This is a genomic window from Lentilactobacillus hilgardii DSM 20176 = ATCC 8290 (genome assembly GCF_000159315.1).
Taxonomy (GTDB): Bacteria; Bacillota; Bacilli; order Lactobacillales; family Lactobacillaceae; genus Lentilactobacillus; species Lentilactobacillus hilgardii.
Window position 1 is genome coordinate 512,366 of record NZ_GG669993.1, and the last position, 15,951, is coordinate 528,316.

The window sequence follows — 15,951 nt, forward strand, 5'->3', positions numbered from 1 at the left end:
GCTTTCACCTCTAATATTTCTTTTCTTGTTGTAACCAATCTTCTACTTGCATATTTGTATTTTCTAAACTACCTGAATTATAAATAATTGTATCAGCCAAATCACATTTTGTCTGCAGTGACCACTGGCTTTTAATTCTGGCAGACGCCTGACTAATTGTTAAATCATCTCTGCGTCTTAAACGTTTCATTTGAGTCACTGGATCACAATATACAACAACAATTGAATCTGTCAAATAAGTATACCCGTTTTCAAATAAAGTTGGGGCGTCTAGGACCGTTAATTGCTTATCACGGTAACGATCAATTTCATGAATGATTTTTTCTCTGATGAAGGGATCCATCACTTGAACAAGTCGTTTTAATTTTTGAGGATGTTGAAAAACAATTTCCCCGAGTCTGGTTCGATCAAGGCAACCGCTTGGCGCTAATACTTCCTGACCGAATTCCGCTATGATTGCTTTTAAACCGTTCTCACCGGGCTCTTGAACCTGACGTGCCACGATGTCTGCATCAATTATCGGAATGCCTTTCCTGCCAAGAAAAGTGCTCACTGCCGATTTTCCCGTTGCAATACCACCTGTTAATCCAATCACTTTATTCATGACGATCACCGTGAATCACCTGACAATTTGGGCAAAAATGTGTCCCCCTTTGGGCCAGTTTGATTTTTTCAATAGGTGTACCACACCTAAGACAAGGTTCTCCCTGTCGACCATAGACGTTTAAATGATTTTGAAAATTGCCAGCTTCGCCATAAGCATTGGAGTAGGAATGAACAGTAGTCCCGTGACCATCAATTGCCCTTTTGATTTCATCAATAATACTTTTACGGAGTAATTTGAGTTCTACCACTGATAGTGTATTGACAGGCTGCTTAGGGTTGATTTTGCTTAACCAAAGCACCTCATCGGCATAAATGTTTCCCAAGCCGGCAATATTACTCTGATCCAAAAGAAACGGCTTGACCAGCTTTTTACTTTTACCAAATATTTTTCTCATGTAATCTAAGGTTAAGTCCCTTTCAGTCGGCTCAGGACCTATTGTTTTTAATCCAGCCACAGTCAGTTCATGCCCGGTGTCAACCAAGTTCATTCTACCGAATTTTCGCGTATCATTATATCGAAGCTGACGCCCATCGGTTAAATGAAAAACAATATGAGTGTGCTTGCTTAGAGGTGTTCCTTCAGGCTCAACATCGTACTTTCCTTCCATTCGAAGGTGGGATACAATTGTTAATCCATTGTTAATCCGAATAAATAAATATTTACCCCGGCGATCAATTTTTTTAATGATCTGATTTTTGAGTGCGTTTGTGAAATCCTCAGGTGGTAAATTAATCATTTTAGGATATAACACATCTACCGTCCGAATTTGACTTCCTGCAACCAGTTCGGTCAGGCCCCTTCGAACAGTTTCAACTTCTGGTAATTCAGGCATAATCTATCTCCTTGATTCTACTTAATTAAACGCTTAAAAATTGTTGCCTAAATAAAGCAATAATCTGTCAATCAAACAATAATATCTTGCTTCATTTAGCCTCATACCAAGTCTTTCCCCAATGACTCTCTACTTTTAATGGAATGTTAAGCCTGATTGCAGAATCCATCACTTTTGGAATTAACTTTTCGACAGTTTCCATTTCATCATTAGGAACCTCAAAAATTAATTCATCATGAACTTGAAGCAGCATGCGCGTTTTTAAAGGCTTCAATGCCTCATCCATATTAATCATCGCAATTTTAATGATATCTGCTGCACTCCCTTGAATGGGTGTGTTCATTGCTGTTCGTTCCGCAAAGGACCTTAAATTGAAATTCCTTGAATGAATATCAGGTAAATAACGACGTCGATGAGCAATGGTTTCAACATAACCATGATTTTTAGCGAATTCAACAATATCTTCTGTATATTTTTTGACACCCGGATATTCCTCAAAATACCTTTGAATAAATTGATGAGCCTGTTTTCGACTAATACCAGTGTTATTAGCCAATCCGTAATCACTAATGCCATAAACAATTCCGAAATTAACTGCCTTTGCCTGCCGCCTTAACTCAGGTGTCACATCATCATTTGAAGCCAACCCAAAAATTCTTCGGGCCGTTGTTGCATGAATATCTTCTCCCTCCCGAAAGGCTTCCTGCATATTCTTGTCTCCGGTAATGGATGCCAAAACACGCAATTCAATCTGCGAATAATCAGATGACCAAATCTGCCAATTTTCATGGGAAGGAATAAATGCTTGACGAATTAAACGTCCCTCTTCGGAGCGAACCGGGATATTCTGCAAATTCGGATCCACGGAAGACAAACGGCCGGTCTGCGTCAATGTTTGTAAATATCTTGTATGAACTTTTGAATCATTCCTATGAATCACTTTTAACAAACCATCAATGTAAGTCGATTGTAATTTCGAAATTTGACGATAATTTAAAACATTTTGCACGATAGGCGCATCGGGTGCTAACTTTTCCAATACATCAACTGAAGTTGAATAACCGGTCTTGGTTTTCTTTAGAATCGGCAACCGCATCTTTTCAAAAAGAATATGACCGAGTTGTTTAGGAGAACCGATATTAAATTCTTCACCAGCCTCTTGAAAAATGGTTTGTTCAATTTCAGCCAAGCGTTCTTTAAATTTGCTTCCCATCTGTTCAAGCGTCTCTGGATTTACTTTGATTCCCGCAATCTCCATTTTAGCCAACACAAAAGCAATCTTAATTTCAATATCCCGATACAAGGTTGTTTGATTATGTTCATCAAGTGCTTTAAACATATCATTATGCAATTGATCAATCGCTTTTGCCTTGTGAACAATATGATCAAAGAATTCGGGTACTTCAGGATCGATTTTCTTCTTCGCACCTTTTCCGTAAACTTCTTCATCAGTTTTAATGTTTGCAAACCCATGAAGCTTTGCGACTGTGCCAACATCATTACTATTATTAGTTGTATTAAGCAAATATGAAACCAGCAACATATCAAAATCAACATTTTGTAGCGTGATTGAAGACCGATAAAGCCCAACGTAAGTCCGTTTGGCATCAAACACATTTTTTTGAACAGTTGAACTTTCGAGAATCGCTTTAACCTGTTTAGTGTTCAATAAAGAAATATCATTTGACGCAAACCACTGAGCCTCATGCCCAAGCACAAACCCCATCAAATTGGCCGTATGATAATTTTCATCATCCATTTCTAAGTAAAAGGATACTTCATCCTTAAATTGGTTTAACTGATCAAGATTATCTGAAGTTAATTTCGTATATTGAATGTTTTCAATTTCATTTTTATCTGTTGCGTCAACACCAAGATTTGACAGAAAAGATTTGAAGCCCATTCGTTCATAAAAATCGGTCAGCTTATCTAGGTTGTCGCCCTCATATTTTAAGTCATCCAAGGACACTTTAATCGGTGCGTCTCGTTTAATCGTTGCTAAAACTTTACCACGTTCTGCTTTATCCTTATCGTTTAGCAAATGTTCCTTAAGCATTTTCCCCGAAACATGATCAATATTTGAATAAATATTTTCGATTGAGCCAAACTGCTGAACCAATTTCATTGCAGTTTTATCACCAACTTTTGTGACGCCAGGGTAATTATCAGAATTATCTCCCTTTAGTCCTTTAAAATCGATGATTTGTGAAGGTTTAACACCCAACTTTTCTTCTACATGTTGAGGTGTATATTTTTCAAGATCCGTTGTCCCCTTTTTTGAAATTTGAACAGTTGTTTTGTCAGAAGTTAATTGTGTCAGGTCCCGATCACCTGTCAAAATGACAACTTGATAATCTCCCTTGTCCTCTGCCTCTTTTGCCAAGGTACCGATAATATCATCGGCTTCGTAATCAGGTAGTTCATAAGATGAAATTCCTCGAGCTTTGACCAATTCTCGGATAAAAGGAAACTGTTCCGATAGTTCGGTTGGCGTTTTTGCCCTGTTTGCCTTATAGTCAGAAAACATTTTAGTTCGAAAAGTTGTTTTGCCAGCGTCAAAGGCCACCAAAATATCCGTTGGTTTCTCTTCTTGGAGAACTTTGTCTAACATTCGATTAAATCCATAAATAGCAGATGTATGTAATCCGGATGAATTGGTAAAGCGCTCCAATGAATTATAAAGTGCATAAAACGCTTTAAACGCAATACTGTTGCCATCGATTAATAATAATTTTTTAGTCATTAAATTCTCCTCACAAGATAGTCTTATAAGTTAATTTTACCACTCGTAACAGGCAATAATAAGACCTTGACAAACGAAAATCCAAGCATGAAAAAAACCGGGGAAAATTCCCCGGTCCATCGATTTTAAATCATATATTAGCGTTCGTCACCCATACCAAAAATCTGCAATAATTGTAAGAATAGGTTAACAAAATCCAAGTATAGTTGAAGGGCACCAAACACGGCCAGCCCACTAACAGAAACTTGACCAGTGCTACCCGCCTGATTGTACATTTGCTTCATCTTTTGCGTATCATATGCCGTCAGCGCTGTAAAAATAACAACGGCAATAATTGAAAAGACAAACGTAATTAGGCTGCTTCTCAAGAAGATATTAATAATCATCGCAATAACAAGTGCAATTAACGCGGCAATTGCCTGCCGACCAATTTTATCCAGGTTCTTTCTAGTCACTAATCCGAAAACTGTCATTGTGATAAAGATTGCCGACGCTGACACAAAGGCCGCCGCAATTGAAGCACCTGTATAACGATAAGCAAGGGTTGAAAAGACGAACCCGCTTAAAACAGCGTACCCCATTAACGCAGCGAAAGCCAACGATGGTCGCTTTAAGGCCTGAAAAGACACAACAAACGGTAAAATAAACCAGGCGATTATTGCGATCCACATACCTCCGCCGTTCAAAACATCTCTTGAAACTGTCGTAACAGTCAGAAAAGCCGTTGCAGCTGATACCAATACAGCTAAACTCATCCAACCATACATTTTAGTTAAAAAAGCATTTAAACCAGCAGCATTGTTAACAACTCGCCGCTCGTTTCGTTCATTTGAAAAATTGTCCATTAATTTCGCTCCTTCTTTCGAATCCCTGCCTTAATTTTACAACAAATAAATCAAAACAGTTGCGGAATTTACTCCATCTCTTAATAAGTAATCTTAACAAACAAAAACCATTAATCAAGCAAAATATCTCGATCAATGGCTTTTCCTAAGAAATCTTAATTATTATTCTTGCTAAGATGACTTAGAAGGTCTTCATAAGTCTTTTCGTATTTTTGAATATCGCCGGCACCCATAAAAATAATCACATCGTTATCATAATCCAATAAAGGTGACATATTATCGGAAGACAAGATTCTGCCGCCCTTTGTGATTTTCCTTGAAAGATCCTCGCTTGAAACTTTACCAGAGCTTTCACGCGGTGAACTGTAAATCTGGGTCAAGAAAACTTCATCTGCCAAGTTCAAACTCTTCGCAAAATCATCCATTAACGCGATGGTACGACTAAACGTATGTGGCTGAAAAACCACCGCAATTTTTTTGCTTGGGTATTCTTGTCTGGCAGCATCAATCGTTGCTTTAATTTCAGTTGGATGATGAGCATAATCATCAATAATTGTCATTCCGGAAATTTTACGTTCTGAAAAGCGTCTCTTAACGCCATCAAACGTTTTCAGCTCTCTTCGAATTTCTTCAAGATCTACATCCTCAGAGTATGCAACGGCAATTACCGCTAACGAATTAAAGATGTTATGTTCACCAAATAATGGAACTGTGAATTCCCCCAAGTCCTTACCTTTAAATCTCACATGGAAACTTGATCCCTTGGTCGTTCGCTTAACATCAAAGGCTTGAAAATCATCGGTATCATTAAGTCCATAATAATAAATCGGAACCTTGGCTTTTAATTTACGAAGACGCTTATCGTCGCCCCAAGCAAAAATTCCTTTCTTCGTTTGGTTGGCAAACGTCTGAAAAGCATCTTGGACATCGTCAATGTTCTTATAGTAGTCAGGGTGATCAAAATCAATGTTAGTCATGATGGCATAATCAGGTTCGGTCGCCAAGAAATGACGTCGATATTCATCCGCTTCATAAACGAAGAAACGAGCATTTGGCACACCCCTACCAGAGCCATCACCAATTAAGTAATCGGTTGGTGCAATTCCGGACAAAACATGTGAAAGCAATCCGGTTGTACTTGTTTTACCATGAGCACCAGATACACCAATACTTGTTTTACCCTTAATTATCTTTCCAAGAAATTCGTGATAACGGTATACCGTCAAGCCCATCTCTCGAGCTTTCTTAATTTCTGGATGATCATCAGTGAAGGAGTTCCCCGCAATGACAGTTAAACCCTCGTGAATATTATTGGCATCAAAGGGTAATATTTTAATACCTGCCTGTTCCAATCCACGTTGCGTAAATGTGTACTGTTCAATATCAGAGCCCTGAACTTTTTCACCTCGATCATGAAGGATTAAAGCCATCGCACTCATTCCTGTTCCTTTAATACCTACAAAGTGATACACCGTATCTGAATTCATATTGCATCCTACCTATCCCATCTAATTTAGATTTACTCTTTCTCGTCTTTTGATTCATCGCTTGTTTCATCATCCGGATGATAGTAAACCGTCCGAGGTTTTGAACCACGTTGTTCAGAAATCAAATTCCGATCCTGCAAACTGTCAATTATGTTTGCAGCTCTATTATACCCGATTGAAAATACTCGTTGAAGCTTTGAAGTAGAAATTGTGTCTTCTTGAGCAATAAATTTCATTATCTGTGGCATTAAATCATCTTGTGACTCGTTATTATCAACAGCAGCCTTTAATGAATCCGGTGTAAATAAATAATGAGGTTGCCCCTGTTGACGAACAAAATCAACCACATTTTCCAATTCTTTGTTATTGACAAACGCGCCTTGAAGACGAATTGGTTGACTAGCTCCATTTCCAAGATACAACATATCCCCACGTCCTAACAATCGCTCTGCGCCAGCGGTATCCAGAATTGTCCTGGAGTCCACTTGACTTGAAACCATAAAAGCAATTCGTGATGGAATATTATTTTTAATCGTTCCAGTCACAATATCAACACTCGGTCGTTGAGTCGCAACAATCAAGTGAATCCCAGCGGCACGCGCTTTTTGTGTAATTCGGACTATGTAGTCTTCAACCTCACTGGAAGCAGCCATCATCAAATCAGCTAATTCATCAATGATGACTAGTATATATGGCATCTTCAAGCCATATTCCTCGGCATCACTTGCTTTTTTATTGAATTGCTCGATATTTCGAACACCGGCAGCAGATAACTTTTCGTATCGTTGGTCCATTTCCTTTGTAACCCAATGCAATGCGGCAGCAGCTGATTTGGGATCCGAAATAACTGGTGATAAAAGATGCGGAATGCCATCGTAAGGGGCCAGCTCAACAGCTTTAGGGTCAATCAGCAATAGTTTCAATTCTGCTGGTGTTGCTTTATACAGTAAAGAAACCAATAAACTATTAATAAAGACACTTTTTCCTGAACCCGTGGCACCGGCAATCAAGCCATGCGGCATTTTCCGAACATCCGCAATTCTTGGTGTCCCGGAAAGGTCAACTCCCATTGCGGTAGTCAGTGGTGAACGACTATTAGTGAAGTTACTAGTAGAAATAATCTCAGAAAGGACAACTGGTCTTGGTTTGGGGTTTGGAATTTCAATGCCCACCGTTGATTTGCCAGGGATTGGTGCTTCAATACGAATATCTTTAGCCGCTAGTGCAAGTTTAAGGTCATCGGTTAAATTGGTAATTCGACTTACCTTAACGCCTAAAGCCAACTTAACCTGAAATTGGGTAACGGTCGGTCCATCCGTCCAATCAACAACTTGAGCATTCACCTTAAACGCATGAAAGGTTTTGTCTAAAGTCTCTATCTGGTTTTCTATCCAGTCATCCATTGCATTTTCATCAGTTGGTTGGGGCTTTTTTAATAAGCCCAAAGAGGGAAAATGATACCCATCAGTTGACGTAGATGATTGAGATTGGATTGTAGCTGTCTCCGTTGGCAAACCGGAAGTTTCAACAGCCAATTTTTCAACAACTGGCTGTCGCTTTTGATCATCTTTCGCAGAGATTTCTTTAGTGTCGGACAAACCATCTTTTGTCTGCTCATGAAATAAAGACAAATCAGGTTTTGCAGCACGTTCACTATCAACAATTGAAACCAGCGATTGTCCCAATCCGTGCTTAATTGGATGTGAAACTTCCGGTCTCGAATTTGTGGATTTCGAGCTATCAATCACATGATGATTCAACTCATTCTCAAGATCATCTTTTTCATAATTGCCAACGTTCTCTTTTAAATCGCCCTCATCGGTTTGGTTAACTCGGTCAGTGTCAGTATTATGATTCAAATCAGAATCAGATAGAGGAGCTTCGAGCTGTTCCGTGTTTGGTGTAATGTTGTGATGCTCTAAAATATGGTCATCAGTCTTTTTTAATGTTCCTTTTTCACTCTGAGTCACTGAATTCAAAGGATCTTCAAGAACAATTAAATCATCATCAGATGTCCTCAACTGATCCATTAATTTTGAATAATATGTTGATCGTCGATTCTTCTGACTAACAAAATAATTTGTCTCAATTTGTTTCTTTTGCTTTCTTCTTTTTGCATTCACATCACGCTGATTCGGTACAAAATTACGAATTTCTTTCAAAAAAGCAGGTGTTGTATCATCACTAACTCTATTATCTGTAAAATGCGTATCCTCTTTTTTTAAATCACGAGTCGGCTTGCGAGAATAATCAGGTGCTGATTGGTATTTATTTTTCCCCTTTTTAGGCGTTCGCGACTTGATTAAATCTCGACGACGAAAAAAGGCGGGTCCGTCATAATACTTCATACTTTCTCACCTTTTGTTTTCTATAATTAACTGAATAAATGTTGTGCTTTTTTGAAATCGAACGGTTCTCCCACCGCTTGATAATCATCCGGTAAAATTAATGCTCCTGGAACTTGTGGTGCATGAGGAATCTGAAGTTCTCGTCCTGAACAAATCATACCATCGCTTTCAACACCCCGAAGTTCTCCAGGCCAAATAATTAATCCGTTGGGCATCATTGCACCAATTTTTGCAACAACAACTTTAATGCTGGCCTGCATATTTGGCGATCCACTAACGATTTGCAATTCCTGACCGTTATCAACTTCCGTCGTTGTTATTTTTAAATGATCAGACCGTGGATGATCTGTCATTGTTTTGACATACCCCACGACAAACCGTGCTTCTTCATCCGCTTTAAGGTCACCCGGAAAACCATGTGCAGTCAAAAATTGATTTAACTTTTGAACTTGCCCTTCTGTTAAATCAATCTGACCGTTTTGATCAATAACTTCAGGAAGAATTTGACTTGCTTTTAAGAAGTTGTACCCCAATGTTTGATCGGTTTTTGAATCATAGATACGAGCAACGTTGTCGTGAACAACCGTTTCCTGATTATTCACATCCTGATTTATAATTACCACCATCGTGTCACCCGTGTTCTTAGGGTTATAACTCGCAATTAACATTATTTTATCCTTCCCTATCCATCTTTATTTATTTAATGAATCAATAAATTTTTCAACTTCTTGTTTAGTCTTGCGATCAGGATTTGAAAAACGACCAATCTCCTGGCCATTATCATAGGCAACAAAGCTTGGAATCCCCATAACATCCATTTCACCAGCTAAATCAATATTTTCATCTCGATCAACTTTTAAAAATGTATAGTCTTGATACTTTTGCTCGATTTCAGGCATTGCAGGTTTAATGAACCGGCAATCAGGGCACCATCCCGCTGTAAAGAACAACATATATTTACCTTCAGGAATTTGAGATTCCAAGGTAGCTAAATCGGTTTTAGGTAACTCTTTCATGACTTTATCATCCCTTCAAACTTTTTGCTTTCATTTAGTAAGCAACCAAATTATATCGCATAAATCCAAATTATTATGTGCTTTTGCTCAATGCCTTGTTCCTAAAAGCGTATACTTAAGTTTAAACAACTATCGCTAAAGAGGTGAACACCTATGGAAACTAAATCATTTTATCAAAGTGTCATGTTCGCAAGTATTGTTACAAGCGTTTACGCAATATTTAATCTGAATAAAGATTACCAGAAATCACGAATTCGCGAAAGCCTTTTAAATAAAATGATTAAACAACATCGTGATTTGACTATTGACGGAAAATATCTCGGGCATTGGAGCGTTTCTTTTGAAAAAGCAAAGTCAACGTCCCCTATTTTCCACTTTGGTTATAATTATCAAACCAATGACGGTAACGTTGAAGTTCACGCGTTCTGGGTCAATTACTTAACTAATAAAACGTTAAAAGAAGAAGTCTATGAATTAAAATGAGCAACTAATTTATAAATTGGCCCATTCGGACTAAACTTTTCCTCATACTCAGTTTCAATGTTAGTCTCATTTTCTGGTGATTGATGAAGATCAAGAAATACATCATCAAAAATCATCGGAAAATTGTTCATTGTCACTAGTGTGTACTCAAAGAGACCCCGATTATCGGTCTTAAATTCGATGTCTCCGTTTGAAGCAAGTACTTTTTGATACGTTTTAAGAAAGCCAGGCGATGTCAATCGCCTTTTTGCGTGTCTTTTTTTGGGCCATGGATCTGAAAAATTCAGAAATATTTTTTGAATTTCACCCGCCAAAAATAATTCGTCCAAGTTAGCACCATCGGTCAAAACAAATTGTAGATTTGGCAATGGATCTTCCATGAATTTTCGAAGTGCAGTTGCAATCACCGATTTCTGAAGTTCAATGCCAATGTAATTAACTTCCGGATGGGCCCTTGCATTTTCTATAATAAATTGTCCCTTGCCGGTACCAATTTCAACGTTTAATGGTTGCTTACTTTCGAACCGTTCCTGCCACTTGCCAAGCCAATTTTTGGGCTCTGTTACAATATAATCCGCATGATCTTTAATGTAACTATCTGCCCAAGGTTTATTTCTTACACGCAAACTTTTCACCTCTTCATTTAATTTATCAAATTTATCGTTATCTACTAAATTCACTTTTTTTAATTCTTCTTGGTACGTACATAAAAATAAACAAGCCAACTTCTATCGCTTCACCAATGAGCACGCCAATAACCGTAACGGGCGTTGTTAAGTTCACGGCAATGACCGCAATTGCAAAAATGACCGCAACAGTCCCCATCATCATTAACAGCACTCTTTGGAAATTCTTTAATTGAAACTCAGTTGTAACTGGATAAATGTGAACAAACGCATTGTCATCAAAATGAAAGTAGAACGGGATCATTTGGAAGCCAATTAAATAGAGAAACAGTAAACACAAAACAATTGGTAAGACTTCCCCTTTAATAAAAACCAGGAGTAACGTACCAATAACTGTTAATCTTACATATAAACCGCTCATCTCATTATCACGAATAATGCCATGTGCATAAAGGTACAAATAGGTGTTGTCCGGCAAAAGCTTAATTTTGTGTAGCAGCCAGTCCAAATATCTCCTTCGTTTTACAGAACCCCTTAGCGATGGCACATCAGTAAATAAATTAAAGAATTGGTAAATTGAATGCATGCGACTATTTTCATCGGCAATCAGTGTTTGCCAATCTACAGAGCGTTTTTTCCAAGCATTTTGAGTAAACAATCCACCAATCATGACGATCGCAGCTAAGATGACCCCTATAAAGTAATTAACATAGATAGAGATTGCCAGCACAACAACTGGAATGATCAATCGAAAGAGCCATCGATTTCCCATCCATTTATGCTGCAAATGATATTTCCTGGCAAAATCGGCATTCATCCAAGCTACTTTTAAGAATATGATGGTGCCCAATAAGGAAAATAGTTGAGGCGCAGAAGCAGAAACTGTAACTTGTATAAAGGGCATCAAAACTATCCAGAATAATAGTTGCATCAAAGCTGCAAGTATTGTGCTATACCAAAAAGCACGTTTGAGATAGCCGATCAACTCGGCCTCTTTCGGCAATAAAAAAACATAATCCGGATCCTCAATCAGTGTTGCCATCCTACCTGTCTGGACACTGATCAGAAGCACAATGATAATAAGAAGTGGTGCCCACCAAAGACCGGTTGTCAGTTGTTTAAGCGCATTAGAATAATAATACCCTAATCCACCAATCATGAAAACAAGTGCTAAAACAAAGTAATCATTAAAAACAAGTCTCAAATACTTCGTTAACTCAGTTAAATGAGCACCCAAGCGTTTTTTAAACAATGTTTTCATGAAGCCTCGCCTTCCCTTGCTAGCGTCAGGTAGATATCATTGAGTGACTTGCCGGCTTCTGGAAAAAGCGCTTGTAATTGGGCTAAAGTACCCTCTGTTCTGACCTTGCCATCATGTAATAAGACAAAGCGATCACAGTAACGTTGCGCGGTGTCTAAAACATGCGTTGACATTAAAATGCTTGCCCCTTGCCTCTTTCTTTCGGAAATCAAGTTCAACAAATCGTTAACGGCTAACGGATCAAGTCCAAGAAACGGTTCGTCAATAATAAATAATTTGGCATTTGTCAAAAATGCACAAACAATCATGACCTTTTGTCGCATCCCTTTTGAAAAATTATCAGGAAACCAGTTTAATTTATTTTCCAATCGGAATGTTTTTAATAGTTTATCCGCTCGTTTCCATGCCTCATTCTGATCCAAATTATAAGCAAGCATGGTCATTTCTAAATGTTCTTTTAGTGTCAATTCTTTATAAACAATCGGTTGTTCGGGAATGTATGCAATCTGCTGTTTATATTTTTTTACATCGTCATCAATTGCCACACCATTAATTTTAACTGATCCCTTAAACGGTGTTAACAAACCGATAATATGATTAATTGTTGTGGATTTGCCGGCACCATTAAGTCCGATCAACCCGACTAATTCCCCATCCTTAACATCAAAGGTAACATCCTTCAAAACGGGAACTTGGGAATATCCACCAACAAGATTGGAAATTTGTAAGGTCATTATTTCACTCCACAATTCTAATAGTTTAGTCTTTCAATCAACAAAAACAGATACAAAACAAATTATAACATAGAAAATTAGTCTTTGAATTAGTTCGGGTCGACATTGATGTTATAATGATTGTTAGCATTGACAGAAAGAAGGTAAAACATTTGAAAGATTGTATTTTTTGTAAAATTGTCAGAAATGAAATTCCAAGTTACACTATTTACGAGGATGATGTTGTAAAAGCTTTCCTCGATATTTCTCAAGGAACCCCTGGTCATACTTTGGTTATTCCCAAAAAACATATCGCAAATATTTTTGAGTACGACCCGGAACTCGCTGCAGCAGTTTTTTCAAGAATTCCAAAGATTGCCAGAGCTGTTAAAGACTCCAATCCGGATATAAAAGGTATGAACATTCTTAATAATAATGGACAGGTTGCCTATCAATCGGTATTTCATTCTCACTTCCATTTGGTACCACGATATACCAACCATGACGACTTCTCAATGACCTTTAAAGATAACTCCAATAAGTATACGCCAGATGATTTGAAGAAAATTCAGGATTCAATCGTAGCACATATAGGAGATTAATTATGAAAACCGGATTGAAAATGGCTGGTGCAGCTGCGTTTTTATTTGGTGTTTACTTATATACCAATAAAGAAACGCCTGAAGCTTTCGCAAAACGAGTAAGAAAAAGTTTTCGAGTAAAAAAACAGGCCTATTCTGATTGGAAAGTCGCCTACGAAGATTTTAAGCAGGCCCTTAATAAGTTTAAAGATCAAATTCCTGAACTTGAAAAAGTTTTAATTGCATTGCAAAGAGATATTGACGAAGCGCAGTTTCAAATTCAGCCGAGAATTGATGAGATTAACAAATACAGTTCAAAAATAAATAAACCATAATCACAATTTTATGAATTTTTGTTTAAGTTCAACGGTGGCTTAGGTATGTTGCCAAGAATATGTTATTATTGTACGGAACGTTTGCTTTACAAACGAATACTATATGTAGAAATGGATGTGTTTTTGTATGAAAAAATGGCTAATCGTTTTAGCCGGAGTACTCATGAGTTTTACGCTTGCAGCTTGTGGTAGCAAATCAGTTGCAACTACTAACGGCGGTAAGATTACTGAAAGTGCTTATTACAGCAGCTTGAAGGGTACATCAAGTGGTAAGCAGGTATTCCAACAAATGATTCTTAACAAAGTATTGGAAAAACAATACGGCAAAAAGGTTAAGGACTCTGCTGTTAACAAAGACTTCAACAAGTATAAGAAGCAATACGGCTCATCATTTAACGCTGTTCTTCAGCAAAATGGTATGACTGCTTCACAGTTGAAAGATTCGATTCGTTCAAATCTTTTATTACAACAAGCAGTGCGGGATAACACCAAATTTACCGATGCTCAGTTGAAAGCACAATTCAAGTCTTATCAACCAAAAGTAACTGTTAATCAAATCTTGGTTTCAAAGAAATCAACTGCTGAAACGGTTATCAAACAACTTAAAGCTGGTAAGAGCTTCTCAAGCTTAGCTAAGAAGTACTCAACTGATACTGCTACCAAGAATAAGGGCGGTCGAATTTCGGCATTTGACAACACAAACACTTCTCTTGATTCAAACTTCAAGAAGGCTGCTTTCAAGTTGAAGAATGGCGAATACACCAAGACACCTGTTAAGACTCAATATGGTTATCAAGTTATTCAAATGGTTAACCACCCTGCAAAGGGAACTTACAAAGACCATGAAAGCGAATTGAAGACTCAACTCGTCGACAAGCGCTTAGCAGACAGCGATACGTTACATTCAGTTGTTTCTAAGGTCCTTAAAAAAGGTAAGGTTACAATTCAAGACAAAGATCTTCAAAACGTCTTATCTGACTACCTTTCAAGCTCTTCGAAGAAGAAGTAAGCTCTAATTAATTGTATGATTAAAACGGCTGGGAGTTTAAAACTCTCAGCCGTTTTTTTAGTGCCTAAAATAAACTACTTGGATCTTTTCCGCTATCTTGTAAATGATTTGGTATGCGCGGCTTATAAAAGCGCCGGTTATCCAATCCAAAAATTCTATCGGAATAATCACCGGGAACAACATTTGTCAGCGCACCTTGAATCATCATGATTGAGGCATCCAGTTCGTCAAGGTCATGAAGTATCTCCGCTTCTAATAATTTTGGACGTTCAGGTGACCCATACTCAAGTAATCCATGGTGGGACAGAACCATATGTCGCAATAAAAGTAAATCTTCATTTTGCCCATCAATGCCCAATTTGTCCGCCGCTTCAACAATTTCAGCATCAATAATACTTAAATGACCTAAAAGATTCCCTGCCAAAGTATATTCCGTTCCAACCGGTCCCGATAATTCAACCGTTTTGCCTAGATCGTGTAAAACAGCCCCAGCATAAAGCAACGGTGCATCAATATCCGGATACTGTTTAACAACAGAATGAGCAAGTCGCAGAATTGAAATTGTGTGAAACGCCAGTCCTCCTGCAAAATCGTGATGATTACTTTTTGCTGCTGGATAACTGAAAAATGATTTTGCATGTCTATTAAGTAGCGCTCGAACAATTCGATTATATGTTGCGTTAGTAATTTCAAAAACCGTTTGGTTAATGTAGTCTTTCATTTCTTGACTTGTCATAGGAGCACGTTTAACAAACATAAGTGGATCATGTGGCTCATTGGCTTTAGTCAAGCGCATCTCATATATTTTAATCTGAGGCGTATCTTTGTAGTTTTCTCGTTTTCCCTTTAGATAAACCACTCTTCCGGGAACAAATTGTTGCGCATCCTGTTCACTTGCGTCCCAATACATACCGGCGATTTGACCGGATTGATCTTGAAATGTAATAGAAAGAAATGACTTCCCGTTTTTTGCGACCCGTTTGTCAGCATTTTTAATCAAAACATATATCTCAAAATCTTCTTCTAAAGAAAAATCCATCAAGTGTTTTGCCATTTTAAACCACC

Annotated in this window: 16 protein-coding genes; 4 read left to right on the plus strand and 12 right to left on the minus strand. The window is 37.9% G+C overall.

The window, feature by feature from the left end; all coding sequences use genetic code 11:
• Nucleotides 1-10: 10 nt before the first annotated feature.
• The 8 genes from coaE to HMPREF0519_RS06595 all read right to left on the minus strand — a co-directional run bounded on the left by coaE (nt 11) and on the right by HMPREF0519_RS06595 (nt 9,878).
• Nucleotides 11-604, minus strand: coding sequence for a dephospho-CoA kinase (coaE, locus tag HMPREF0519_RS06560; protein WP_004561625.1), 594 nt, complete (start codon nt 602-604; stop codon nt 11-13).
• Entirely contained in the window at nt 597-1,439 is an 843-nt protein-coding gene (gene mutM, locus HMPREF0519_RS06565; RefSeq protein WP_004561626.1) for a DNA-formamidopyrimidine glycosylase, read from the minus strand. The genes coaE and mutM overlap by 8 nt, the downstream gene beginning before the upstream one ends.
• Before the next feature lie 91 nt (nt 1,440-1,530).
• Nucleotides 1,531-4,182, minus strand: a complete 2,652-nt coding sequence (polA, locus tag HMPREF0519_RS06570) for a DNA polymerase I (protein WP_004561627.1) — start codon at nt 4,180-4,182, stop codon at nt 1,531-1,533.
• A gap of 137 nt (nt 4,183-4,319) precedes the next feature.
• Nucleotides 4,320-5,027, minus strand: a complete 708-nt coding sequence (locus HMPREF0519_RS06575; RefSeq protein ID WP_003560758.1) for a Bax inhibitor-1/YccA family protein — start codon at nt 5,025-5,027, stop codon at nt 4,320-4,322.
• 155 nt (nt 5,028-5,182) lie between these two features.
• Entirely contained in the window at nt 5,183-6,514 is a 1,332-nt protein-coding gene (gene murC, locus HMPREF0519_RS06580; protein WP_004561628.1) for a UDP-N-acetylmuramate--L-alanine ligase, read from the minus strand.
• Nucleotides 6,515-6,546: 32 nt separating this feature from the next.
• On the minus strand, nt 6,547-8,862 hold the full coding sequence (locus tag HMPREF0519_RS06585; protein ID WP_004561629.1) for a DNA translocase FtsK: 2,316 nt from the start codon (nt 8,860-8,862) through the stop codon (nt 6,547-6,549).
• Nucleotides 8,863-8,888: 26 nt separating this feature from the next.
• Nucleotides 8,889-9,530, minus strand: coding sequence for a YtpR family tRNA-binding protein (gene ytpR / locus HMPREF0519_RS06590; RefSeq protein ID WP_003560763.1), 642 nt, complete (start codon nt 9,528-9,530; stop codon nt 8,889-8,891).
• 24 nt (nt 9,531-9,554) lie between these two features.
• Nucleotides 9,555-9,878, minus strand: coding sequence for a thioredoxin family protein (locus HMPREF0519_RS06595; RefSeq protein WP_003554386.1), 324 nt, complete (start codon nt 9,876-9,878; stop codon nt 9,555-9,557).
• A 153-nt stretch (nt 9,879-10,031) separates the two neighbouring features.
• Here HMPREF0519_RS06595 and HMPREF0519_RS06600 point away from each other — a divergent pair, with 153 nt between their 5' ends.
• The gene (locus HMPREF0519_RS06600; protein WP_004561630.1) at nt 10,032-10,361 is read left to right on the plus strand and encodes a hypothetical protein; all 330 of its coding nucleotides are present in this window, start codon (nt 10,032-10,034) and stop codon (nt 10,359-10,361) included.
• On the opposite strand, the gene trmB is transcribed toward HMPREF0519_RS06600, so the two are convergent.
• Genes trmB through HMPREF0519_RS06615 form a run of 3 tightly spaced genes read right to left on the minus strand, consistent with a single transcriptional unit; the run spans nt 10,346 to nt 12,982 of the window.
• The gene (gene trmB, locus HMPREF0519_RS06605; RefSeq protein ID WP_035462907.1) at nt 10,346-10,987 is read right to left on the minus strand and encodes a tRNA (guanosine(46)-N7)-methyltransferase TrmB; all 642 of its coding nucleotides are present in this window, start codon (nt 10,985-10,987) and stop codon (nt 10,346-10,348) included. The genes HMPREF0519_RS06600 and trmB overlap by 16 nt on opposite strands.
• 37 nt (nt 10,988-11,024) lie before the next feature.
• Nucleotides 11,025-12,248 carry an ABC transporter permease gene (locus HMPREF0519_RS06610; RefSeq protein WP_004561632.1) on the minus strand — a complete coding sequence of 408 codons (1,224 nt, stop codon included), beginning with the start codon at nt 12,246-12,248 and terminating at the stop codon, nt 11,025-11,027.
• Nucleotides 12,245-12,982 (minus strand): ABC transporter ATP-binding protein, encoded by a 738-nt coding sequence (locus tag HMPREF0519_RS06615; protein ID WP_004561633.1) that lies wholly within the window; start codon nt 12,980-12,982, stop codon nt 12,245-12,247. The genes HMPREF0519_RS06610 and HMPREF0519_RS06615 overlap by 4 nt, the downstream gene beginning before the upstream one ends.
• Before the next feature lie 116 nt (nt 12,983-13,098).
• On the opposite strand from HMPREF0519_RS06615, the gene HMPREF0519_RS06620 reads away from it, so the two are divergent.
• The 3 genes from HMPREF0519_RS06620 to HMPREF0519_RS06630 all read left to right on the plus strand — a co-directional run bounded on the left by HMPREF0519_RS06620 (nt 13,099) and on the right by HMPREF0519_RS06630 (nt 14,886).
• Nucleotides 13,099-13,563: an HIT family protein gene (locus HMPREF0519_RS06620; RefSeq protein ID WP_003560774.1), complete on the plus strand. Its 465-nt coding sequence runs from the start codon at nt 13,099-13,101 to the stop codon at nt 13,561-13,563.
• 2 nt (nt 13,564-13,565) lie between these two features.
• Complete coding sequence (locus tag HMPREF0519_RS06625; protein WP_003560776.1) at nt 13,566-13,877, plus strand: hypothetical protein; 312 nt, start codon at nt 13,566-13,568, stop codon at nt 13,875-13,877.
• 127 nt (nt 13,878-14,004) lie between these two features.
• Nucleotides 14,005-14,886, plus strand: a complete 882-nt coding sequence (locus tag HMPREF0519_RS06630) for a peptidylprolyl isomerase PrsA (protein WP_004561634.1) — start codon at nt 14,005-14,007, stop codon at nt 14,884-14,886.
• 64 nt (nt 14,887-14,950) lie between these two features.
• Here HMPREF0519_RS06630 and HMPREF0519_RS06635 read toward each other — a convergent pair whose 3' ends face one another.
• Nucleotides 14,951-15,940, minus strand: a complete 990-nt coding sequence (locus tag HMPREF0519_RS06635; RefSeq protein WP_004561635.1) for a 3'-5' exoribonuclease YhaM family protein — start codon at nt 15,938-15,940, stop codon at nt 14,951-14,953.
• Nucleotides 15,941-15,951: the final 11 nt, after the last annotated feature.

Bases quoted from the DNA above. Each gene is read 5' to 3' on its own strand.
- coaE (WP_004561625.1), bottom strand. From the start codon at position 604: ATGAATAAAGTGATTGGATTAACAGGTGGTATTGCAACGGGAAAATCG.
- mutM (WP_004561626.1), bottom strand. From the start codon at position 1,439: ATGCCTGAATTACCAGAAGTTGAAACTGTTCGAAGGGGCCTGACCGAA.
- polA (WP_004561627.1), bottom strand. From the start codon at position 4,182: ATGACTAAAAAATTATTATTAATCGATGGCAACAGTATTGCGTTTAAA.
- HMPREF0519_RS06575 (WP_003560758.1), bottom strand. From the start codon at position 5,027: ATGGACAATTTTTCAAATGAACGAAACGAGCGGCGAGTTGTTAACAAT.
- murC (WP_004561628.1), bottom strand. From the start codon at position 6,514: ATGAATTCAGATACGGTGTATCACTTTGTAGGTATTAAAGGAACAGGA.
- HMPREF0519_RS06585 (WP_004561629.1), bottom strand. From the start codon at position 8,862: ATGAAGTATTATGACGGACCCGCCTTTTTTCGTCGTCGAGATTTAATC.
- ytpR (WP_003560763.1), bottom strand. From the start codon at position 9,530: ATGTTAATTGCGAGTTATAACCCTAAGAACACGGGTGACACGATGGTG.
- HMPREF0519_RS06595 (WP_003554386.1), bottom strand. From the start codon at position 9,878: ATGAAAGAGTTACCTAAAACCGATTTAGCTACCTTGGAATCTCAAATT.
- HMPREF0519_RS06600 (WP_004561630.1), top strand. From the start codon at position 10,032: ATGGAAACTAAATCATTTTATCAAAGTGTCATGTTCGCAAGTATTGTT.
- HMPREF0519_RS06610 (WP_004561632.1), bottom strand. From the start codon at position 12,248: ATGAAAACATTGTTTAAAAAACGCTTGGGTGCTCATTTAACTGAGTTA.
- HMPREF0519_RS06615 (WP_004561633.1), bottom strand. From the start codon at position 12,982: ATGACCTTACAAATTTCCAATCTTGTTGGTGGATATTCCCAAGTTCCC.
- HMPREF0519_RS06620 (WP_003560774.1), top strand. From the start codon at position 13,099: ATGATTGTTAGCATTGACAGAAAGAAGGTAAAACATTTGAAAGATTGT.
- HMPREF0519_RS06625 (WP_003560776.1), top strand. From the start codon at position 13,566: ATGAAAACCGGATTGAAAATGGCTGGTGCAGCTGCGTTTTTATTTGGT.
- HMPREF0519_RS06630 (WP_004561634.1), top strand. From the start codon at position 14,005: ATGAAAAAATGGCTAATCGTTTTAGCCGGAGTACTCATGAGTTTTACG.
- HMPREF0519_RS06635 (WP_004561635.1), bottom strand. From the start codon at position 15,940: ATGGCAAAACACTTGATGGATTTTTCTTTAGAAGAAGATTTTGAGATA.